20 protein-coding genes are annotated in these 21,834 nt (G+C 67.9%); 11 read left to right on the top strand and 9 right to left on the bottom strand.

All coding sequences use genetic code 11. The features are described 5' to 3' along the window. Positions 1–36: 36 nt before the first annotated feature. Both AC6LKG_RS01755 and AC6LKG_RS01760 read right to left on the bottom strand, forming a co-directional pair. On the bottom strand, positions 37–558 hold the full coding sequence (locus AC6LKG_RS01755; RefSeq protein ID WP_498162268.1) for a hypothetical protein: 522 nt from the start codon (positions 556–558) through the stop codon (positions 37–39). Between the two features lie 110 nt (positions 559–668). Next, positions 669–1,457 (bottom strand): AraC family transcriptional regulator, encoded by a 789-nt coding sequence (locus AC6LKG_RS01760; protein ID WP_498162270.1) that lies wholly within the window; start codon positions 1,455–1,457, stop codon positions 669–671. Positions 1,458–1,556: 99 nt separating this feature from the next. Between AC6LKG_RS01760 and AC6LKG_RS01765 the strand changes: the two genes are divergently transcribed. From AC6LKG_RS01765 to AC6LKG_RS01780, 4 genes are all read left to right on the top strand, one after another. Next, positions 1,557–2,483 (top strand): DMT family transporter, encoded by a 927-nt coding sequence (locus AC6LKG_RS01765; RefSeq protein WP_498162272.1) that lies wholly within the window; start codon positions 1,557–1,559, stop codon positions 2,481–2,483. 79 nt (positions 2,484–2,562) lie between these two features. Continuing rightward, a complete protein-coding gene (gene ettA / locus AC6LKG_RS01770; protein WP_024067854.1) occupies positions 2,563–4,236 on the top strand; it encodes an energy-dependent translational throttle protein EttA in 1,674 nt (557 codons plus the stop codon). A gap of 84 nt (positions 4,237–4,320) precedes the next feature. Continuing rightward, positions 4,321–4,854: an isochorismatase family protein gene (locus AC6LKG_RS01775; protein WP_498162274.1), complete on the top strand. Its 534-nt coding sequence runs from the start codon at positions 4,321–4,323 to the stop codon at positions 4,852–4,854. Positions 4,855–5,045: 191 nt separating this feature from the next. Further along, positions 5,046–5,270, top strand: coding sequence for a YMGG-like glycine zipper-containing protein (locus tag AC6LKG_RS01780; protein WP_006388976.1), 225 nt, complete (start codon positions 5,046–5,048; stop codon positions 5,268–5,270). A gap of 136 nt (positions 5,271–5,406) precedes the next feature. On the opposite strand, the gene minE is transcribed toward AC6LKG_RS01780, so the two are convergent. The 4 genes from minE to AC6LKG_RS01800 form a co-directional block, all read right to left on the bottom strand. After that, positions 5,407–5,664 carry a cell division topological specificity factor MinE gene (gene minE / locus AC6LKG_RS01785; protein WP_006393143.1) on the bottom strand — a complete coding sequence of 86 codons (258 nt, stop codon included), beginning with the start codon at positions 5,662–5,664 and terminating at the stop codon, positions 5,407–5,409. 3 nt (positions 5,665–5,667) lie between these two features. Further along, entirely contained in the window at positions 5,668–6,483 is an 816-nt protein-coding gene (gene minD / locus AC6LKG_RS01790) for a septum site-determining protein MinD (RefSeq protein ID WP_498162276.1), read from the bottom strand. A 192-nt stretch (positions 6,484–6,675) separates the two neighbouring features. After that, on the bottom strand, positions 6,676–7,581 hold the full coding sequence (gene minC, locus AC6LKG_RS01795; protein WP_498162278.1) for a septum site-determining protein MinC: 906 nt from the start codon (positions 7,579–7,581) through the stop codon (positions 6,676–6,678). Between the two features lie 175 nt (positions 7,582–7,756). Further along, positions 7,757–9,523 (bottom strand): glutamine--tRNA ligase/YqeY domain fusion protein, encoded by a 1,767-nt coding sequence (locus AC6LKG_RS01800; protein WP_498162280.1) that lies wholly within the window; start codon positions 9,521–9,523, stop codon positions 7,757–7,759. Between the two features lie 135 nt (positions 9,524–9,658). Between AC6LKG_RS01800 and AC6LKG_RS01805 the strand changes: the two genes are divergently transcribed. Both AC6LKG_RS01805 and AC6LKG_RS01810 read left to right on the top strand, forming a co-directional pair. Continuing rightward, positions 9,659–11,002, top strand: a complete 1,344-nt coding sequence (locus AC6LKG_RS01805) for a cytochrome ubiquinol oxidase subunit I (RefSeq protein ID WP_498162282.1) — start codon at positions 9,659–9,661, stop codon at positions 11,000–11,002. Next, the gene (locus AC6LKG_RS01810) at positions 10,999–12,054 is read left to right on the top strand and encodes a cytochrome d ubiquinol oxidase subunit II (RefSeq protein WP_498162284.1); all 1,056 of its coding nucleotides are present in this window, start codon (positions 10,999–11,001) and stop codon (positions 12,052–12,054) included. Before AC6LKG_RS01805 ends, AC6LKG_RS01810 begins: the two co-directional genes overlap by 4 nt. A 71-nt stretch (positions 12,055–12,125) precedes the next feature. Here the strand turns inward: AC6LKG_RS01810 and recQ are convergent, their stop codons facing one another. Together recQ and AC6LKG_RS01820 are read right to left on the bottom strand one after the other, a co-directional pair. Continuing rightward, positions 12,126–13,955 carry a DNA helicase RecQ gene (gene recQ / locus AC6LKG_RS01815; RefSeq protein WP_498162286.1) on the bottom strand — a complete coding sequence of 610 codons (1,830 nt, stop codon included), beginning with the start codon at positions 13,953–13,955 and terminating at the stop codon, positions 12,126–12,128. A gap of 93 nt (positions 13,956–14,048) precedes the next feature. After that, positions 14,049–15,329, bottom strand: a complete 1,281-nt coding sequence (locus AC6LKG_RS01820; protein ID WP_498162426.1) for a fimbrial protein — start codon at positions 15,327–15,329, stop codon at positions 14,049–14,051. Positions 15,330–15,588: 259 nt separating this feature from the next. Between AC6LKG_RS01820 and AC6LKG_RS01825 the strand changes: the two genes are divergently transcribed. The 5 genes from AC6LKG_RS01825 to AC6LKG_RS01845 all read left to right on the top strand — a co-directional run bounded on the left by AC6LKG_RS01825 (position 15,589) and on the right by AC6LKG_RS01845 (position 21,110). Further along, the gene (locus AC6LKG_RS01825; protein WP_498162288.1) at positions 15,589–16,290 is read left to right on the top strand and encodes a response regulator; all 702 of its coding nucleotides are present in this window, start codon (positions 15,589–15,591) and stop codon (positions 16,288–16,290) included. Continuing rightward, positions 16,290–17,846 carry a sensor histidine kinase gene (locus tag AC6LKG_RS01830; protein ID WP_498162290.1) on the top strand — a complete coding sequence of 519 codons (1,557 nt, stop codon included), beginning with the start codon at positions 16,290–16,292 and terminating at the stop codon, positions 17,844–17,846. Before AC6LKG_RS01825 ends, AC6LKG_RS01830 begins: the two co-directional genes overlap by 1 nt. A gap of 96 nt (positions 17,847–17,942) precedes the next feature. Beyond that, the gene (ruvB, locus tag AC6LKG_RS01835) at positions 17,943–19,016 is read left to right on the top strand and encodes a Holliday junction branch migration DNA helicase RuvB (RefSeq protein ID WP_498162292.1); all 1,074 of its coding nucleotides are present in this window, start codon (positions 17,943–17,945) and stop codon (positions 19,014–19,016) included. A 91-nt stretch (positions 19,017–19,107) separates the two neighbouring features. After that, the gene (locus AC6LKG_RS01840) at positions 19,108–20,073 is read left to right on the top strand and encodes a threo-3-hydroxy-L-aspartate ammonia-lyase (protein ID WP_498162294.1); all 966 of its coding nucleotides are present in this window, start codon (positions 19,108–19,110) and stop codon (positions 20,071–20,073) included. Positions 20,074–20,189: 116 nt separating this feature from the next. Beyond that, the gene (locus tag AC6LKG_RS01845; protein ID WP_498162296.1) at positions 20,190–21,110 is read left to right on the top strand and encodes a complex I NDUFA9 subunit family protein; all 921 of its coding nucleotides are present in this window, start codon (positions 20,190–20,192) and stop codon (positions 21,108–21,110) included. A 100-nt stretch (positions 21,111–21,210) separates the two neighbouring features. On the opposite strand, the gene ruvA is transcribed toward AC6LKG_RS01845, so the two are convergent. Beyond that, positions 21,211–21,783: a Holliday junction branch migration protein RuvA gene (gene ruvA / locus AC6LKG_RS01850; RefSeq protein WP_498162298.1), complete on the bottom strand. Its 573-nt coding sequence runs from the start codon at positions 21,781–21,783 to the stop codon at positions 21,211–21,213. Between the last annotated feature and the right edge of the window lie 51 nt (positions 21,784–21,834).

The following is a 21,834-nucleotide window of genomic DNA, read 5'->3' on the forward strand; positions in this document are numbered from 1 at the left end:
CGGCGGCTTATTGTGTCTTGCCGCCTGCCTGCTGGTTCAGTGACGGTGGCCGGGGTCGTTGTGGTCGTGAGCGTGGTCGTGGCCGTCGTCTTCGTCCTCGTCGTCGTCTTCTTCGTCTTCCTCATCCGGATCGGGCAGGGGTTCCTCGGTCAGGGCGAAGGGCAGGACGTCTTCCAGGTTGTCGGACCAGGCGGACTCTTCGCCGTCGTGGTCGAGCTTGATGAAGCGTTCGCCTTCGTTCAGCGAGATCTGGATGGCCCAGAGGTGGAGGCAGTCGTAGGTGTCGTCGCCGGTCTGGGGCAGGCCGCCGCGGTTGCCGAGCAGGCGGGCGCCGGGGCCGCCGAGCTGGACGTGGGTCTGCGTTTCATCGGGTTCGGTGTTTTCGTCGATGGGCACGCCATAGGTGACCCATTCGGTGCCTTCTTCGCCCAGCACGACTTCGGCCAGGACCGGTTTGCCCAGGTAGGCGCTGAGGGCGTCGGCGGTCTTGGCGAGCATGTCCAGTTCGGTCGCGCTGAAGTGGGTCAGGGAAGGCGGGGGCGTGGCGGAGGCGGACATGAGGGTTCCTGGCGCGATGATGCCGCGGGGACGGCGTTACGAAAAAAATGCAGACGCTATTGTCTCGCGATCGCGCGCGGCTTGCATCGGGCGCTTGGATTACGCGGCTTTCAGGCGGCCGTCGGTATGCGCTTGCGGGCGCTGTCGGGTGACTGACCGGTCAGGCGCTGGAACATGGCGATAAAGGCGGATGGCGTGCTGTAGCCGAGCTGGCGCGATACGGCCTGCACCGGCTGGCCGGCGTCGAGCAGCGCCAGCGCGCTGACCACGCGCAGGCGCTGGCGCCATTCGTTGAACGACATGCCCAGGTGTTGCTGGCAGTGGCGCAGCAAGGTGCGTTCGGTAATGCCGGCGGTGGCGGCCCAATAGGCGGCGCCGCGTTTGTCGCCGGGCTGGCGCTGCAGGGCGGCGAGGATGGGAGCCAGAACGGGTTCGGTGGCGGACGGCAGGTAGCTGGCGTAGGCCGGCGCGATGCGGATCTGGTCGATCACCACTTGCGCCAGGCGCCGGTCTTCCGGCGTATCTGGATAGGCGATGCCGCGCCGTTCGAAGTCGCCCAGAATGGCGCGCATGACGGGACTGATCTCCAGCGTGCAGGGCCTGGCGGGCAGGGCGGCGCAGGCGGCGGCCGGGATGTCGATGCAGGCGTAGTGCACTTCCCCCTGGTTCTGGCAGCAGTGCGAGACGTGCGGCGGTATCCAGATGGCGTAGTGGGGCGGCGACAGGTAGGTGCTGTCCTCGATGCCGATTTCCATGATGCCGGACAGGGCGAAATTCAGTTCGCCCCAGGGCGAGCTGTGGCGCTGGATGCGCGAGTGCGGCAGGAAGTGCAGGATGCGGCAGGCCAGCGGATAGGGGCGGCCCGGGCCAAGGTTGGGCGGGGAGGCGGCGAGGTCCATGTCCGAAGTTCGCTGGGGATTGTCGGTTTTTCATTATATACAGCGAGTCAGACAGGTCCTACACTGGCCGGCCGTTATCCTGTTTTTGGCTGTATCCCCATGACGCGCGCCGATGTTTCGCCCACTCCCGCCCGCTATCTGCTGTTCCCGCTGCTGGCGGCGCTGATCTGGTCGGTCAACATGATCGTCACCAAGATGGCGGCCGGCGTGATCGCGCCCGCCGCCATCGGCTTTTACCGCTGGGCGCTGGCCGGGCTGCTGTTGACGCCGTTCGCACTGCCGGCCGCCTGGCGCCAGCGGCGCGCGCTGTGGCCGTACCTGCCCAAGTTCGCCGTGCTGGGCGGGCTGGGCATGGCGCTGTACCAGGGCCTGGCCTACGTGGCGGCCGGCAGCACCACCGCCACCAACATGGGCATCATCACCGCGATGATTCCGCTGCTGACCATCGCGGTCGGCGCCGTGGCGCTGCGCGAGCGTCCCTCCCTGATGGCGCTGCTGGGCGGCCTGCTGTCGCTGGCGGGCCTGGCGCTGCTGATCGGCGAAGGCGATCCGGCGCGGCTGCTGTCGGTGGGCGCGAACCATGGCGATGTGCTGATGGGCGTGGCGGCTTTGGCCTACGCGCTATACGGCGTGCTGCTGCGGCGCTGGGGCCTGCCGGCCGGGCCGTGGGTGTCGTTGTACGTGCAGGTAGCGTTCGGCGTGCTGTTCCAGTTGCCCGCCTTTCTGATGGCGCCGGCCTCGCCGCTCAATGCCGACAACCTGCCGCTGGTGCTGTATGCGGGCCTGTTTCCGTCGCTGTTCGCGCCGTTCCTGTGGATGCAGGGCGTGCGCCACCTGGGGCCGGCCCGCGCCAGCGTGTTCCTGAACCTGATGCCGGTGGCCACGGTGGCGATCGCGGCGCTGTTCCTGGACGAGAAACCGCATCTCTTTCACATTGTCGGCGGCGCGATGGCCCTGGCCGGCGTGATGCTGGCGCAGATGCGGGCGCCGTTCGCCGGCTGGCGGCGGGCGCGGGCCGTGTCATAGGACGGCCGCGTGTCGCACGCCTGTCCGGGTTCCGGCCTACAATCAGCGATTCATCAGCTTTCTTACCCTATACGAGCCCATGGCCCAATACGTCTACACCATGAACCGCGTCGGCAAGATCGTGCCGCCCAAGCGGCAGATCCTGCGTGACATCTCGCTTTCGTTTTTTCCTGGCGCCAAGATCGGCGTGCTGGGCCTGAACGGCTCGGGCAAGTCGACGCTGCTGAAGATCATGGCGGGCGTGGATCGCGAAATCGAGGGCGAAGCCATCCCCATGCCGGGCCTGAACATCGGCTACCTGCCGCAGGAGCCGCAGCTCAACCCCGAGCACACGGTGCGCCAGGCGGTTGAGGAAGGCCTGGGCGCGGTGGTCACCGCCAAGAAGCGCCTGGACGAGGTCTACGCGGCCTACGCCGAGCCGGATGCCGACTTCGACGCGCTGGCCGCCGAGCAGGCCGAGCTGGAAGCCATCATCGCGGCCGCCGCCTCCAGCGGCGCCGACGACATCGAACACCAGATGGAAATCGCCGCCGACGCGCTGCGCCTGCCGCCCTGGGATGCCATCGTCGGCAACCTGTCCGGCGGTGAAAAGCGCCGCGTGGCGCTGTGCCGCCTGCTGCTGTCCAAGCCCGACATGCTGCTGCTGGACGAACCCACCAACCACCTGGATGCCGAAAGCGTCGAGTGGCTGGAACAGTTCCTGCACAAGTTCCCGGGCACCGTCGTGGGCGTGACCCACGATCGCTACTTCCTGGACAACGCGGCCGAATGGATCCTCGAACTGGATCGCGGCTACGGTATCCCCTGGAAGGGCAACTACAGCTCGTGGCTGGAGCAGAAGGAAGACCGCCTCAAGCAGGAAGAGGCTTCCGAATCGGCCCGCCAGAAGACCATCAAGAAAGAACTGGAGTGGGTGCGCCAGAATCCGAAGGGCCGCCAGGCCAAGGCCAAGGCGCGCCTGGCGCGCTTCGAGGAACTGTCGTCCTACGAGTACCAGAAGCGCAACGAGACCCAGGAAATCTTCATTCCGGTGGGCGAGCGCCTGGGCAACGAGGTCATCGAGTTCAACAACGTCAGCAAGGCCTACGGCGACCGCCTGCTGATCGACAACCTCAGCTTCAAGATCCCGGCCGGCGCCATCGTCGGCATCATCGGCGCCAACGGCGCCGGTAAATCGACGCTGTTCCGCATGATCGCGGGCCGCGAGCAACCGGATTCGGGCGAAGTGAAGATCGGCCAGACCGTCAAGCTGGCCTACGTCGACCAGTCGCGCGACGCGCTCGAAGACAAGAAAACCGTGTTCGACGCGGTCGCCGACGGCGCCGACCTGCTCACCGTGGGCAAGTTCGAGATGTCCTCGCGCGCCTACCTGGGCCGCTTCAACTTCAAGGGCGGCGACCAGAACAAGGTGGTCGGCCAGTTGTCGGGCGGTGAACGCGGCCGCCTGCACATGGCCAAGACGCTGATCGCCGGCGGCAACGTGCTGCTGCTGGACGAACCGTCCAACGACCTCGACGTCGAAACGCTGCGCGCGCTGGAAGACGCGCTGCTGGAGTTCCCAGGCAGCGTCATGGTCATCAGCCACGACCGCTGGTTCCTGGACCGTATCGCCACGCACATCCTGGCCTTCGAAGGCGATTCGCAAGTGGTGTTCTTCGACGGCAACTACCAGGAGTACGAGGCCGACAAGAAGCGCCGCCTGGGCGAAGAGGGCGCCAAGCCCAAGCGCCTGCGCTACAAGGCACTGAAGTAAGCCGGCCTGTCAGGCGGTTCGAAAATCCCGGCCATTGCGCGCCGGGATTTTTCAAACCGTTCCCAAGATTCCGGGAGTCTCCCCATGCTGCTGCAAGCCTCCGATTCCACCCTGCTCATCGTCGACATGCAGGGCCGCCTGATGCCCGCGATCCACGACGGCGACGCGGTGGTGGCGGCCAATGCCAAGCTGGCGCGGGCCGCGCGGCTGCTGGATGTTCCCGTGGTCGCCACCGAGCATCACAGCAAGATGCTGGGCGTCACGGTGGCGCCGCTCGCCGAACTGGTGCAATCCACTTTCCAGAAAATGCATTTCTCGGCCGCGCGCGAACGCGGCTTCGATGCGTGGCTGCCGGCGGCGCGCAAGACGGTGCTGGTGACTGGCTGCGAAGCCCACATCTGCGTGCTGCAGACCGTCATTGGCTTGACCGGACTGGGCTTCAACGCGGTGCTGGTGGCCGATGCGGCCGGCTCGCGCAAGCCGGCCGACCATCATGCCGCGCTGCGCCGCGCGCGCGCCCATGGCGCCGAGATCGTCACCACGGAAATGGCGATTTTCGAGTGGATGGAAACCTGCGAGCACGCGCGCTTTCGCGACGTGTTACGTCTGGTCAAATAGTGGGCGGTTCCTGCAACACTGTCCCCGGGAGGTGCAATGATTCCCTCGCCGTTTGACACAATTCCTGGGCAAACCTAACAGCGCTGGCGCGGATATTTTGCGATTCTGAAGACTCTGAACCCATAAGGGGCATTGTGCGCGCTCGCGTCAGGATATCGGTGCGGCCCCGGGACAAGAATAGGAGCCTCCTCATGAAAATCGCATCTCTTTCCAAAATCTGTGTCGCTGTCGCCATGGCCGCCGCGATGGCGGGCTGTTCGTCCTGGGACAGCATGAGCCATCGCCAGAAAAGCACGGTGGGCGGTGCGGCGCTCGGTGGCGTGGCGGGTGCCGTCATCACCAACGGCGGCATCCTCGGCACGGTGGGGGGCGCGGCCATCGGCGGCGTCATCGGCGATCAGGTGGGTAAGCACTAAGCCCAGAACCACCCGGTATGCCAGCGCAGGCTGGCCTGCCGCGCCCAAATGCAGGAACGCCCGGCATGGCCGGGCGTTTTCTTTTGCGTGCATCGCGTGCGGATCCGGCGCCGGCAGGCGGCGCGCGGAAAACGCATCAGGATTCGCTTTGCGGCATCTCGATCTTCACTTCCAGGACTTCGAGGGTGTCCTGGCGTTCCAGGTGCACCTTGATGTCCTCGGGGTTGATCTTGACGTACTTCGAGATCACCGCGATCAGTTCCTGCTGCAACTGCGGCAGGTAATCGGGCGAGTCGCCGCGGCCCCGTTCATGGGCCAGGATGATCTGCAACCGTTCCTTGGCGACGGACGCGGAGGTTTTCTTTTGACCAAGCAGAAACGACAGGAAGGACATTGCTTACTTGCCTCCGAACAGGCGCTTCAGGAAACCCGGCTTTTCGTAATCGGTAAAGCGCAGGGCCTTGTCTTCGCCCAGGTAGCGGGCCACGACGTCCTTGTAGGCCTCGGAGACGTCGGTATCTTTCAGGTGGATGGCGGGCAGGCCCTGGTTGGAGGCCTGCAGCACGGCTTCGGATTCGGGAATTACGCCGATCAGCTTGATGCGCAGGATGTCCTCGATGTCGCCCAGCGACAGCATCTCGCCGTCGACCACGCGCTTGGGGTTGTAGCGCGTCAGCAGCAGGTATTCCTTGACCGGCTCGCCGCCCTCGACGGCGCGCTTGGACTTGGCCGCCAGGATGCCCAGGATGCGGTCCGAATCGCGCACCGACGAGACTTCGGGGTTGGTCACGACCAGGGCGTCGTCGGCGAAATAGGCCGCCATCAGCGCGCCCGTCTCGATGCCGGCGGGCGAGTCGCAGACGATGTAGTCGAAGCCCATTTCCTTCAGGTCGTTGATGACCTTTTCCACGCCTTCCTGCGTCAGCGCGTCCTTGTCGCGCGTCTGCGAGGCCGGCAGGATGAACAGGTTCTCGAGCTGCTTGTCCTTGATCAGCGCCTGGTTGAGCGTCGCCTCGCCCTGGATCACGTTGACGAAGTCGTACACCACGCGGCGCTCGCAGCCCATGATGAGATCGAGGTTGCGCAGGCCGACATCGAAGTCGATGACAGCGGTCTTGTGGCCCCGCATCGCGAGGCCCGCGGAAAAACTGGCGCTCGTCGTGGTCTTGCCCACGCCGCCTTTGCCGGAAGTCACCACAACAATGCGTGTCATGACGATCAAACCCTTATGTTCGAATAAATCGCGTTATCGTAAAGCAAAAAGCCTGTGTAAGGCTTCTTACAGAATGTGTTGAATGCGCGCGGATTGCGTTGATGCAACCGCGGCTTGCATCGGCGGCGCGGCCCTCGATCGTCGGCGTGCGGCAGCGGACCGCCGCAAGGGCCGGAGCGCGAGCGCGCCATGTCAGGCTTTCAGCGCCTCGATGCGCAGGGTGTCGCCGTCCAGGCGCACCAGCGCGGGCTGGTTGTGCAGCGAGCGGTCGAGCTTGTCTTCCACCACGCGGTACACGCCGGCCACGGCCAGCAGCTCGGCATCCAGGTGCGTGGTGAAGATGCGTGCCGAGGTGTCGCCGCGCGCGCCGGCCATGGCCTTGCCGCGCAACGGGCCGTAGACGTGCACGTTGCCGTCGGCGATGACTTCGGCCCCCTGGCTCACCATGCCAATCACGACCAGGTCGGTATGGCGCGCATAGACCCGTTGGCCCGAGCGCAGCGGCCGGGTAATGACCAGGGCCGACGATGATTGGGGCGCGCCCGGCGTCGGGCTGGCCGCCGACGTGGTGCTCGCGGCGGCGCGCTCGGGCAGCGGATCGGCGGCCGGGGCGGGCGGCTCCCCGGCCTGGTCCGTGGCCTTGCCGGAAGCCTTGTCGGCCGCCCTTTCGGTGGCATCGCCGGCGGCGGTGGCGGGCGCGATCTCGACCGCGGCCGCCGGCACCGACGGCACCGGCGTGGCGACGTCGTTGGGGGGCGCGGTGTCGATCACCTGTGCCGGCCGGGCCGAGGGGGTGGACAGTTCGACCGGCGTCAGGCCGGCGGCGCGGGCGGCGGCCAGGTTGGCGCCCTCGGCCACCACGCCGATGGGGGGCAGGTTGTGCGCGCGCAGGGCGGCGACCAGCGCGTCCCAGTCAATGGCCTCTTCGACGCGACTGGCATCGACGACCACGGGTTCGTTCTCGAAGAAACTGCCGGCATCGGCCATGCGCTTGGCCAGCGCGGCGTCCAGGCGCTCGGGGTCGGCGCTATGCAGGACCACCCGGATGGCATACAGGGTGGCGCTCTTGAAGTCCAGGGCTAGGGATTCAGTGTTCATCTTGAGTGGGGCTGGCGGTTCGGGGCGCCGGGAAGGGGCGCGCGCAACCGGCTGCGGAATGTCGGGCATGATAACCCGCCCCGGGCCCGTGCAATCGCTTTGCCTGGGGGGGAAACCCCCGGCTGTGCGGTGGATAGCGGCGCGGCCGGCTCCGGGAAACCGGCCGCGCGGCGGATCAGCCCTGTGCCCAGGAATCCCGCAACGTCACTACGCGGTTCAGCACCGGTTTTTCCACCGTCGAGTCCTTCAGATCGGCCGTGAAATAGCCCAGCCGCTCGAACTGCCAGGTCGCGCCCGGTGTGGCGACCGTGCCCGGCTCCAGCCAGGCCGTGACCGTCTGCTTGGAATTCGGGTTCAGGCAGGCCAGGAAGTCCTTGTCGCCGCCATCCGGACGCGGGTCGGCGAACAGGCGGTCGTATAGGTGGATCTGCGCCGGCACCGCGTGGGCGGCGCTGACCCAGGTGATGTTGCCCTTGACCTTGACGCTGTCCGCGCCCGGCGTGCCGCTCTTGGTGTCCGGCAGATACTCGGCCTGCACCTCGATCACCTCGCCCGCCTCGTTCTTGGTGAAACCGGTGCAGCGCACCACGTAGCCGTACTTCAGGCGCACCGTGTTGCCCGGGAACAGGCGGAAGTATTTCTTCGGCGCTTCCTCGCGGAAGTCATCGCGCTCGATCCAGAGTTCGCGCGACAGCGGGAATTCGCGCACGCCGGCGTCCGGATCGTGCGGATTGCGTGGCGCGGTGCATGGCTCGGCCTGGCCTTCCGGATAGTTGGTGATGACCAGCTTGAGCGGGTCCAGCACCGCCACCGAACGCGGCGCGATCGGATCCAGGTCGTCGCGCACGGCCTGCTCCAGCAGGCTGTAGTCGATGCGCGAATCCGACTTCGACACCGCCGTGCGGTCGCAGAACAGGCGGATCGAGGCCGGGGTGTAGCCGCGGCGGCGCAGGCCGAAGATGGTCGGCATGCGCGGATCGTCCCAGCCGTCCACATGGCCTTCACGCACCAGTTGCAGCAGTTTGCGCTTGCTGGTGACGACGTAGCTCAGGTTGAGGCGGGCGAACTCGTACTGGCGCGGCAACGGCCGGGCCAGCTTGCCCAGTTCGGCCAGGCGCGCCAGGATCCAGTCGTAGAACGGGCGCTGGTCTTCGAACTCCAGCGTGCAGACGCTGTGGGTGATGCCCTCCAGCGCGTCTTCCACCGGATGCGCCCAACTGTACATCGGGTAGATGCACCACTGGTTGCCGGTGCGGTGATGGGTGGCGTGGCGCACGCGGTACATGACCGGGTCGCGCAGGTTGATGTTGGGCGACGCCATGTTGATCTTGGCGCGCAGCACCAGGCTGCCGTCCGGATGCTTGCCGTCGCGCATCTCGCGCAGCAGCGCGATCGACTCGGCGGCCGGGCGGTTGCGCCAGGGCGAATCGGTGCCGGGTTCGGTCAGGGTGCCGCGGTTGGCGCGGATCTCGTCGGGGCTCTGTTCGTCGACGTAGGCGTGGCCGGCCTCGACCAGCGCCTCGGCGAACTCGTACATATATCCGAAGTAGTCGCTGGCGAAGTACAGGTTGTCACGGCCGTCGGCCTTCCAGTCGAAGCCCAGCCAGTGCACCGCCTCGATGATGGCGTCGACGTATTCCTGGTCTTCCTTCTCGGGGTTGGTGTCGTCGAAGCGCAGGTGGCAGACGCCGCCGAAGTCGCGGGCCAGCCCGAAGTTCACGCAGATGCTCTTGGCGTGGCCGATGTGCAGGTAGCCATTGGGCTCCGGAGGGAAACGGGTGCGGATCTTCGCCGGATCGGGCTCGCCCTGCTGCTGCACGGCGGCCGGCCCGGGCTTGCCCGCCCAACGCTTGCCCTGGAAGCGGTTGGCTTGCAGGTCGTCTTCGACGATGTTGAGCAGGAAATTGGATGCGGCGGGGGTCGGCGTCGTGGCGGAGGTCATTCTTGAAAGAATAGGAAAAAGCAGCGACAAAGCGTCAATTTTGCCACGTTCCCGGGAGAAGCCTTTTTTGGCCGGCTGCAGGCGGTTTCAAACTGGCCCCATTGTCGTGTAACTGGCTCTACACTACGGGCCATCATGGATATCTCCACCCTTTTCCTGGCCCGCGCGCAATTCGTGGCCAGCCTGAGCTTCCTGGCGCTGTTCCTGGCCGTGGCCCTGGCGCTGGCGTGGGTTCTGCTGTTCTTCAAGGTCCGCGCCCGCGTTTCGGGGCGGGGCGGCTGGACCGCCGCCTACCGCTTCTGGGTCCGCATCTTCGCCCTGTCGTTCGTGCTCACGCTGGCGGCGTCTGTGCCGGTGCTGATCCAACTGGGCAGCCTGTGGTCCGGGCTGATGGACAAGATCGGCAACGTCGCCGGCCCGCTGCTGGGCTACGGCATCCTGTCGGTCTTCATCCTCAAATCCTGCTTCCTGGGCGTCATGCTGTTCGGCCAGCGCCGGGTGTCCGATGGCATCCATACCCTGGCGGTACTGATGGTGGCACTCGGCCAGTTGGTGGCGCTGTTCTGGGTGCTGGCGCTGCAATCGTGGATGCAGACGCCGGATGGCGCGGTGCTGGTCGATGGCCGCTATCAGGTCTACGACTGGGCGGCGGTGGTGTTCAATCCCTCCGTTGGTTGGCGCCTGGCGGTGGTGGTGGTGGGCGCGGCCCTGGCCGCCGCCTTCCTGATGATGGGCGTGACCGCGCTGCAATCCCTGCGCCGTCCGCTCGGCGATGGCGAGCGTGCCACCTTCAAGACCGGGCTGGTCATCGCCGTGCTGGCCGCCGTGCTGCAATTGCCGGTGGCCGTCGGCGCCGGCCAGACCATGGCCAAATACCAGCCCGCCAAGGCGGCGGCCGCCGCCGGCTACTGGGAAAGCGGCAGCGAGCCGCGCCTGGTGCTGTTCGGCTGGCCCGACGCCCGCGCCCACACCAACGTGGCTGACTGGACCCTGCGCAACGCCGGCGGTATGTGGCTGCACCGCAATGAAGACGGCTCCTACCAGGGGCTGGACAAGTATTCCGGCATGCTGCCGCCGGTGGCGCTGACGTTCTGGTCGCTGCGGGTCGCCGCGGGGCTGGGCCTGCTGATGCTGGCCGTTTCCTGGGTTACCTTTCTGTGGACCTGGCGCCGGGGCATGGATGTCGCGGTGCTGCCGCCATGGTGGCAGCGCGTGTTGTGCGGCATGATGTTCTCGGGCGGCTTCGCAGCGGTGGCCGGCTGGTGGGTTTCCGTGATCGGCCTGCAACCCTTCGTCGTCAATGGCACGGTCACGCAATCCGAAGTGCTGGGCAGCATGTCCTCCAGCACCGTGCTTTATGGCCTGGCGGGCTATGGCCTGTTGTACGCATTGCTGCTGGCGGCCTTCGCCGGCATGCTGTTCCACGCGGCCCGCTACGGCGTGGTGCCGGTGCGCAAACTGGGCGGAGGCACGCCATGATCGCCATGCTCGCGGCGTCGCAGGGCTTGAGCCCCGACGATCCTTCTTTCTGGATGCCGCTGGCGTTCATGGGCCTGCTGTTCATCGTCATTGCCGCGGGCGTGGTGCTGGACGGCTTCGACCTGGGCGTTGGGATTCTGTTGCAACTGGCGCCCGAGCAGGAACGGGGCCGCATGATGAGTCTGCTGAGTCCCTGGCGCGACGCCAACGAGTTCTGGCTGTTGCTGGGCATGGGCCTGTTCGCCGCGGCCTTCCCGTTCGCCTGGGGCGCGGTGCTGGGCAAGCTGTACGGGCCGCTCACTTTCATGGTGCTGGGGGTGGTGCTGCGCAGCGTGGCGTTCGAGTTCCGCATCCGCGCCCGCACCGAATCCAAGCCGCGCTGGATCCTCGCCTTCTGGGCCGGCTCGCTGATGACCGCCTTTGGCCAGGGCATGTTGCTCGGGCGCATCGCCACCGGCTACCAGTCGGACGCGGGCTACGGCTGGTTCGCGCTGTTCGTCGGCCTGTGCGCGGTGGCCGCCTATGTGCTGCTGGGCGCGTCCTGGCTGGTGATGCGGGTCGACGGCGACCTGCAGCGCCGCGCCGCCAACTGGGCGCGCCACGCGATCCGCTGGACCGCGGTCGGCATGGTCGCCATCGCCGTCACGCTGGGCCTGGCCAACGCCGGCATCTTCTACAAATGGAGCAACATCGCCCACCTCAGCCTGGCGGCCACGGTCTGGGGGCTGATGCTGGCCGGCTTCGTCGCCGCCGAAATGCTGCTGGCGCGCCTGCCGGGCCGCGCCGACCATTTCCGCTGGCTGCCGTTCGTGCTGTGCGTGGCGCTGTTCCTGCTGATGCTGAGCGGCCTGGCGTACAGCCTGTTCCCCTACCTGATCCTGGACGACATGACGCTGTGGGACGGCGCTGGCGCGCTCGGCTCGATGCGGTTGGTGATGGCCGGCGCCGTAGTGGGGATTCCCGTGGTGCTGGTGTTCAACATCCTGGCCTACCGCTCGGTGTTCGGCAAGGAACGCGCGCCCGTGCCGCTGCTGCCGCCGCCGTCGCCCTGACGGCAACGCGGGCGCCTTCGAGGCGCCCGCCGCATGGGCCGCCACGCGGACGGCCGCCATCGAACCGGCTGCTACAGCACCGGCCGCGCCACCCGCTGCAGGATTTCCTCGCCGTAGGCTTCCAGCTTGCGCGCGCCCACGCCGCTGATGTGGCTGAGCGCGTCCATCGAGTCGGGCTGGGCCAGCGCGATCTCGCGCAGCGTGGCATCGTGGAAGATGACGTAGGCCGGCACGCCGTGGCTCTTGGCCACTTCGCCGCGCCAGGCGCGCAGCGCCTCGAACACCGGCTGCAGTTCGGCGGGCAGGTCGATCGCCGCGGCCTTGGCGCGGCTGCCGCCGCTCTTGCCGGAGCGGGCCTTCTTTTCGGATTCGCGCCGCAGCATCAGTTGGCGCTCGCCCTTGAGCACCGCGCGGCTGCCTTCGGTCAGGGCCAGGGTGCCGTAGCCTTCGTTGTCGACGGTCAGCAGGCCCTGCGCCAGCAACTGGCGCAGCACGCCGCGCCAGGCGGTATCGCTGAGGTCTTCGCCCACGCCGAACACGCTGAGCGTTTCGTGGCCATGCTGCTTGGTGCGGTCGGTGACCTTGCCGCGCAGGATGTCGATGATGTGGCCGGCGCCATAGCGCTGGCCGCGTTCCTTCCATAGCCGGTACACGGCTGACAGCACCTTCTGCGCTGCCACGGTGCCGTCCCAGGCCTGGGGGGGATCGAGGCAGACGTCGCAATTGCCGCAGGCGGTGATCTGCTGGCCGAAGTAGGCCAGCAGGCGCACGCGGCGGCATTCCACGGTTTCGCACAGGCCCAGCATCGCGTCCAGCTGCTGGCCGAGGCGGCGGCGGTAGGCGTCGTCGCCGGGGGATTCGTCGATCATGCGGCGCTGTTGCACCACGTCTTGCAGGCCGTAGGCGAGCCAGGCGGTGGCGGGCAGGCCGTCGCGGCCGGCGCGGCCGGTTTCCTGGTAGTAGCCCTCGACCGACTTGGGCAGGTCGATGTGCGCCACGAAGCGCACGTCGGGCTTGTCGATGCCCATGCCGAAGGCGATGGTGGCGACCATGACCACGCCGTCCTCGCGCAGGAAGCGCGCCTGGTTGGCGGCGCGCACCTGGGGGCTGAGCCCGGCGTGGTAGGGCATGGCGTCGATGCCCTGGTTGCAGAGGAATTCGGCGGTTTCCTCGACCCGCGCCCGCGACAGCGCGTAGACCACGCCGGACTCGCCCTCGTGTTCGGTGCGGATCATGTCCAGCAACTGCTTGCGCACTTCGTTCTTCTCGACGATGCGGTAGCGGATGTTGGGGCGGTCGAAACTGGAGACGAAGTGGTGCGCGTCGGTCAGCGACAGGCGCTGGGCGATTTCGGCGCGGGTCTCGGCGGTGGCGGTGGCGGTGAGCGCGATGCGCGGCACGTCCGGCCAGCGCTCGTGCAGCATCGACAGGCCCAGGTATTCCGGACGGAAGTCATGGCCCCATTGCGAAACGCAGTGGGCCTCGTCGATGGCGAACAGGGCGATGTTGCCGCGTTCCAGCAGTTGCAGGCAGCGGTCGGTCAGCAGGCGTTCGGGCGCCACGTACAGCAGGTCCAGCTCGCCGGCCAGGAAAGCCTGCTCGACGTCGCGGGCCACGCGCCATTCCTGCGTCGAATTGAGGAACGCGGCGCGCACGCCCAGTTCGGTCAGCGCGTCGACCTGGTCCTGCATCAGCGCGATCAGGGGCGAGACGACGATGCCGGTGCCTTCGCGCACCAGGGACGGGATCTGGTAGCAGAGCGACTTGCCGCCGCCGGTGGGCATCAGGACCAGCGCGTCGCCGCCGTCGATGACTTGCTGGACGATGGCTTGCTGGTCGCCGCGGAAGGATTCGTAACCGAAAACGCGCTGCAGGACACCTAGGGCGCGCGCGTCAGACATGGGGATAGGCCGTGAGCATCATGGCGGGGATTTTAAGCCGCAAATCCGGCGGCTCGGGCGCGGGTGGCCAATTCCGTCCACGATCCTGCCGGTTCACCAGCTCAGCCAGGTACCGCGCATGAACGTGTCCACCGGCATGCTGAGGTTGGCGCGCCACTCGTAATTGCCCGAAATGATGTCGCGATCGGCCCCCACCGCCAGCCTGACCCGCGGCGCCACGAACATGCTGTGGCTCAGGCCGAAGCGCCTCTCGGCCAGCGCCGAGCCTTCGTGCAGCCCCGAATACGTGCCGCTCAAGGTGCCCCAGCCGGTGATGGGCACACCGGCAGACACAGTGTTGCGGGTTTGCGGCGCGCTGGTCACGCCGCCCGTGTAGGTGGACAGGTCGCCGAAACCCGCGCCGATCTGTTCGTTGGTGTAGCCCAGGTTGACCGTGTCGGCCACGTCGACGCTGTAGCCGAAGCGATAGCGCCAGGCGCTGGTGGCGTCGAACGAACTCTGGGTGGCGCCGGCCTGGAAGGTGCCATAGTCGCCGGCGGAGTAGGTGGTGCCCATGCCGCGGGTGGTCAGCGATGGCGCGCTCTGCATCTGGCCCTCCAGCGTCAGCACCGGCGTCAGTCCGTAGCGCACCGTGCCGTTGCCGACCGATGCGCCGTAGTCGACCGCGCCCGAGGTGGCGGCCGGGTCCATGCGATTAAGCCGTCCGAGCGACGATGAATAGCCGAACGCACCTTCAGCCAGCGGCGCCGTGCTGCCCTGCAGGTTGGAGATCTGCAGCCCGCCAACCGGCGCGCTGCTGCCCCAGGCGGGGGCGCTGGCATTGATATTGCCCACCGCGAACGACGGCCCGCTGGTGCTGCGATAGGTCCAACTGCGGTCGCCGCCGTAGCGCAGGCCATCCTGGCCGCTGACCGAGGCGAACCAGGGACGGCTGGGCCGCGATACGCCGGAGATGATGACCACCGGCGCCCGGGGTATGTCCCCGCTTTCGAGGTCGAACGATGCGTAGTCGGGCGTCTCTGCCGGGGCTGCCGCGATCCCTGGGGTATCGCAGCCCAGCGGGCCGGCGTCGGCATCGGCGTCTCCGGACAGGGTCGACCCTGTCCCCGGTATCACTTCGGCATCGCTACCCGCCACGCTGGTGTCCATGGCCGGTTCGCTCGTGTGCATCTCGCAGGGGGCCGGGTCCAGCGGCACCGCCCGCGATGCTATCGAGGGAGCCGGCCGCACCGGCACCGGTTGCACCGGCGACAGCACGGCGATGCCGCGCGCCACGTAGGCCGGAACCGGCGCGGCGGATGAGTAGACGGCCGACGTGCCGCCGAACGCCGGCATCAATGGGCTGGCCAGGCCAGCCGCCAATGCCGTGTGCAGCAACAACCGTCCGCGCCAATGTGCAGGGGCGACCATAACCGACAGTGTAGAAAGGGGACGTTGCCGCCGCTGTAAACGATTTTTAGTAAACCGGACCAACGTATGCGCGGGCAATCGGCGCTATTTTAGGGCCAGTCCGGTCGCGGTGCCATGTCGGCGCCAATGGGCCGGCATCGGCGCCAAACATCGTGCAACAGGTATATTTCAGATGATTTCCCGGCTCTTGCCGCAGACGACGGACGGCTCCACTATGGCATCCATGGACAATCCCCACACCAAGCTGCTGGTCGTCGATGACGACCCGGCCCTGCGGCAATTGCTGGCCGACTATCTGAACCGCCATGGCTACGACACGCTGCTGGCGCCCGACGCCAGCGACCTGCCATCGCGCATCACCCGCTATGCCCCCGACCTGCTGGTGCTGGACCGCATGCTGCCGGGGGGCGACGGCGCCGACGCCTGTCGCCGCCTGCGCGAGCAGGGCGAAGACATCCCCGTGATCCTGCTGACCGCTCGCGACGAGGCCGTGGATCGCATCATCGGCCTGGAGGCCGGCGCCGACGACTACGTCGGCAAGCCCTTCGACCCGCGCGAATTGCTGGCCCGCATCGAAGCCGTGCTGCGGCGCAAGCGCGGTCCCTCGGCGCTGACCAAGGACGCGCCGGTCGCCTTCGGCCCGTTCCTGTTCGATCCGTCCACCCGCCAGCTCTCGCGCGACGGCACGGTGGTCAAGCTCACCGGCGGCGAAATCAACCTGCTCGAGGCGCTGGTGCGCAATGCCGGCAAGCCGCTGTCGCGCGAACGCCTGCTGGCGCTGGCGCGCGACGACGACGCCGGCGAACGCAACGACCGCGCCATCGACATCGCCATCCTGCGCCTGCGCCGCGTCATCGAGGACGATCCCAAGCAACCCCGCTGGATCCAGACCGTCTGGGGCATCGGCTACCGGTTCTCGCCCTGATGCGCTTCTCCGCCAGTTCCCTGGTGCCGCGCTCGCTGCGCGCGCGGCTGATCCTGCTGATTCTCGGGTCGGTGCTGCTGACTCAGGCGGCGACTCTGGTGACGGTCTCGTACTTCCGCCACAAGTTCATGGAAGACGTGGCCATCGGCTACATCACCACCACCATCCGCACCCTGCGCGCCGCCGTGTCGCAGGTGCCGGCCGAGGAACGCGCCGATTTCGTGCGCGCCGCCTCGCAGAACCAATGGCGCCTGTGGTCGCGGGTCCTGCCGGCCGAAGCCAAGCTGCAGCGCTTCAATGGGCGCCGTCCGCCACCGCGCAAAATGCAGCATCCGCCGCCGCCCCCGCCCCCGCCGCCGCCGACCGCGCAGATCCAGGGGCCGCCCTTGCCGCCCGAGATGCGTGGCGGCGAGCGCGAGATCGACCAGGCCCAGGCCGAACACGAACGCCAGCGCGAGCACGAAGAGCGCGTGCGCCGCTACAAGCCCGAACCCGATGACATCCGCCGCGACCTTCGCGGTCTGGTGCAGCAGCTCAACGAACGCCTGAACGATGGCACGCGGGTGGCGCTGTCGCACGGCCCCACGCCCGAGATCTTCATTTCGCTGGCTCCCAACCCGGCCAGCGAGGACGCGCCACGCCTGCGCGAATGGCTGGTTATCCCGCTGGACCGCCTCGATCCGCCGGTGGCCACGCCGCTCATCGCCGCCTGGCTCGGCGGCCTGGGCCTGTTGTTATTGCTGGCGGTGGGATTCTCGTGGCACATCACCCGGCCCATCACCCGCCTGGCCGATGCGGCTGACCGTCTGGCTGCCGGCCAGCCGCAGCGGGTCGAGCCTTCCGGTCCGCATGAAACCCGCGTGCTGGGCGAGCGTTTCAACGCCATGCTGGACGCCCTGGCCGAATCCGACTCGGTCAGGCGTACGCTGCTGTCCGGCCTGCCGCACGACCTGAAGGGGCCGCTGTCGCGCATGTGGCTGCGCATCGAACTGGCCGACGATTCGGCACTGAAGGACGGCCTGCGCACCGACCTGCAGGATATGCAGCACATGGTCGACCAGTTCATCGGTTTTGTGCGTGGCACGGACCCGGCGGCGTATCGCTATGCGTCGATGATGCTGCCCGACTGGCTGACCGAGCGCGTCAACGCCTGGAGCGGCGCCGGCACGGACATCCATCTCAAGACCTCCGATGGCGATGAGGCGCTGGTGGTGCAGGGCGACGCGGTCGCGCTCGGCCGCCTGCTGGACAACCTGATTGGCAATGCCTTGAACCATGGCGCGCCTCCCGTCGAGGTGAGCCTGCGGCGCGACGGCCGCTACGCGGTGCTGGACGTAGCCGACCACGGCCCCGGCATCGTGCCGGAACGCCGCCTGGAGGCGCTGCGGCCCTTCAGCCGCCTGGATGACGCCCGCACCCGCACCGGCAGCGTCGGCCTGGGGCTGGCGCTGGCCGAAGCCATCGCCCGCGCCCACGGCGGTTCGCTGGAACTGCTGCAGGCGGCGTCGGGCGGATTGTGCGTGCGGGTCAAGCTGCCGCTCGCCGAGGGAGCCTGATCCGGCGCGCGGGAGTTTTGTTCCTCCTTCCGGCCCGGCGCCGGGTGGTTACGGTACGATGCAGCATCCCGCCCAGTATCCCGTCGTTCCCGCACCATGGCCATCCAGTCCGATTCGCTCTCTTCCCGCCCCGACGCCCCTCGCATCGTCGCGCCCCAACCGGCGTCGCCCAACGAGGAATCGATCGAACGCGCCCTGCGCCCCAAGGCGCTGCAAGAGTACGTCGGCCAGCAGCGCGCGCGCGAACAGCTCGAGATCTTCATCGCCGCCGCCCGCAAGCGGGGCGAGGCGCTCGACCACGTGCTGCTGTTCGGCCCGCCGGGCCTGGGCAAGACCACGCTGGCCCACATCATCGCGCATGAAATGGGCGTGCAGTTGCGCCAGACCTCCGGCCCCGTGCTGGAACGCCCGGGCGATCTGGCCGCGCTGCTGACCAACCTGGAAAAGAACGACGTCCTGTTCATCGACGAAATCCACCGCCTGTCGCCGGTGGTCGAGGAAATCCTCTATCCGGCGCTGGAGGACTTCCAGATCGATATCCTGATCGGCGAGGGCCCGGCCGCGCGCAGCGTCAAGCTCGACCTGCAGCCGTTCACGCTGGTCGGCGCCACTACCCGAGCCGGTATGCTGACCAACCCGTTGCGCGACCGCTTCGGCATCGTCTCGCGGCTGGAGTTCTACAACGCCGACGATCTCGGCCGCATCGTCACGCGCAGCGCCGGCCTGCTCAACGCCGGCATCACGCCGGACGGCGCCGCCGAGGTGGCGCGCCGCGCCCGCGGCACGCCGCGTATCGCCAACCGCCTGCTGCGGCGCGTGCGCGACTACGCCGAGGTCAAGGCTGGCGGCACCATTGATGCCGATGTCGCCGGCCGCGCGCTGGCCATGCTCGAAGTCGATCCGCAGGGCCTGGACCTGATGGACCGCAAGCTGCTCGAAGCCATCATCCACAAGTTCGACGGCGGCCCCGTCGGCGTCGACAGCCTGGCCGCCGCCATCGGCGAAGAACGCGACACCATCGAGGACGTGATCGAGCCCTACCTGATCCAGCACGGCTATCTGCAGCGCACGCCGCGCGGCCGCACCGCTACCCTGACCACCTGGCGCCACCTGGGCCTGACGCCGCCGGCAGGCGCGGCCAGCGGCAGCGGCGAGCTGTTCGGCAAGTAAAACGCTCGGGCATCATGGGGCGGCGGCGCCGGCGGGTTTATGATCCGGGGGTTTCGTTTCCGACTATCTCCGCGATCCAAGGACTGCTTCCATGCTGCCCGAACTGCCCTCATTCGACGATGTCGCGCGCGCCAGCGAGCGCCTGGCCGGCCATGCGCACCGCACGCCGGTGCTGACTTCGACCACCGCCGACGACATCGCCGGCGCCTCGCTGTTCTTCAAGTGCGAAAACTACCAGCGCATGGGCGCTTTCAAGTTCCGCGGCGGCTATAACGCCATCGCCCGCCTGACTCCGGAACAGCGCGCCGCCGGCGTGGTCACGTTCTCGTCCGGCAACCACGCGCAGGCGATCGCGCTGGCCGCCAGGCTGCAGGGCGTCAAGGCCACCATCATCATGCCGCTGGACGCGCCAGCGGCCAAGCGCGCCGCCACCGAAGGCTATGGCGGACAGATCGTCACCTACGACCGCTACACCGAAGACCGTGAAGCGATCGCGCGCCGCCTGCAGGCCGAAACCGGCGCCACGCTGATTCCGCCGTACGACCATGAAGACGTGATCGCGGGCCAGGGCACCGCTGCCAAGGAACTGTTCGAGGACGTCGGCGAACTGGATTACCTGTTCGTATGCCTGGGCGGCGGCGGCCTGTTGTCGGGCTCGGCGCTGTCGGCATTCGCGCTCAGCCCGCGTTGCCTGGTCTACGGCGTCGAACCTGAAGCGGGCAACGACGGCCAGCAATCGCTGCGCAAGGGCGAGATCGTCCGCATCCCGGCGCCCAAGACGCTGGCCGACGGCGCCGCCACCACCCATCTGGGTCACCTGACTTTCCCGCTCATCCAGAAGCACGTGCGCGACATCGTCACGGTGACGGATGATCAACTGGTCTCGACCATGAAATTCTTCGCCGAACGCATGAAGATGGTGGTCGAGCCCACCGGCTGCCTGGCGGCCGCGGCCGTGCTGCAGGGCGTGGTGCCCGTGCGTGGCGCGCGCGTCGGCGTCATCATCAGCGGCGGCAACGTCGACCTTCCGGCCTACGGCAAGTTGCTGGCGGGTTGAACCGCCCGCGCGCGGGGCGCCGGCGGGATCTCGTCCGGTGCTTGGCGCGTGTGCTTGCGGAGGCGGCCGGCGCAGGGCAGAATCGGGCCTGAATCCTGAAGAACAGGGGCTGCTCCATGCGTATCCTTGTCATCGGCGGCACCGGCTTCATCGGCCGTCACCTCATCGCCCGGCTGTCGGGTGGGCAGCACCAGATCCTGGTGCCCACCCGCCGTTACGGCCAGGGGCGAGAACTCCAGATCCTGCCCACCGTCACGCTGCTGGCCAGCGATGTACATGACGACGATGCGCTCGATCGGCTGGTGCATGGCTGTGACGCCGTGATCAACCTGGTGGGTATCCTGCACGGCAAGGCCGGCAAACCCTATGGCGCCGACTTCGCGCAGGCCCATGTGCACCTGCCGCAGCGCATCGCCCGGGCCTGCCGCCGCCAGGGCGCGCGGCGCCTGCTGCATGTCAGCGCGCTGGGCGCCGACTCCCACGGAGCCAGCATGTACCAGCGTTCCAAGGGCGACGGCGAGGCCGCCATCAAGCACGAACTGGCCGACTGGCGCGAGGGCGGCTGGACGATATTCCGGCCTTCGGTGGTGTTCGGGCCGGACGACAATTTCACCAATATGTTCGCGCGCCTGGCGCGCTGGCTGCCGGTGTTGCCGCTGGCCGGCGCGCATGTGCGCATGCAGCCGGTATATGTGGGCGACGTGGCGTCGGCGATGCTGGCGGCGCTGGACGATTCCCATACTTGCGGCAAGACCTACGAACTGGGCGGGCCGCAGGTCTATACCCTGGGCGAGATCGCGCGCCTGTGCGCCGGATGGAGCGGGCACCCGCGCCCGGTGGTCGGGGTGCCGATGGGCGTGGGCCGCATGCAGGCGCTGCTGTTCGAATGCCTGCCGGGGCAGCCGCTGATGTCTCGCGACAACCTCGATTCCCTGCGCAGCGACAACATCTGTGGCACGCCGATGGCGCCCGAACTGAACGTGGTGCCGACCGGCCTGGAGGCGGTGGCGCCGGGATACCTGGCCCCGGCCCGCTAGGTGCGAGCCGGCAGCCCGCCTCGAGGCCGGCCGCCGGCAACCTCAATGCCGATTGCGCGCCAACTCGGCGGATTGCGTGATCCGTGGCCTGGGCGGCGCGTCAGCGCACCAGCGCTTTCAGCGCCTGCTTGATGCCGTCCGACACACCCACGCCTTCGGGCAGGGTTTTGAGGGCCGACATCGATTCCTTCTCGGAGTACCCCAGCGCCAGCAGCGCGTTCAGGATGTCCGATTGATTGTCCTGAACCGCATGCGCGCTGGCGCCGATGTCCGCGCCCAGCTTGCCGCGCATTTCCAGCAGCAGGCGTTCGGCGGTCTTCTTGCCGATGCCCGGCACGCGGGTCAGGCGGCCCGATTCCTGCAGCGTGATGGCCTGGGCCAGGTCGGCCACCGATAGCCCGGACAGCACCGACAGCGCGGTGCGCGCGCCGATGCCGCTGACCTTGATCAGCTCGCGAAAGGCGCTGCGTTCGCCCGCGGTGGCGAAGCCGTAGAGGATGTGGGCGTCCTCGCGCACGGTCAGGTGCGTGTACAGGGTGACGCGCGCGCCGGTTTCCGGCAGCGAGTACAGCGTGCTCATGGGCACGTCGATGTCATAGCCCAGACCGTTGACGTCCACGCACACGGTGGGCGGCAGTTTCTCGATCAGGGTTCCGGTGATGCGTCCGATCATGGTGGCAGTGGCCTGGCAAAAGAGAAGGCCGCGACTGTCGCGGCGGATGCG

The organism is Achromobacter sp. 46006, assembly GCF_059761975.1.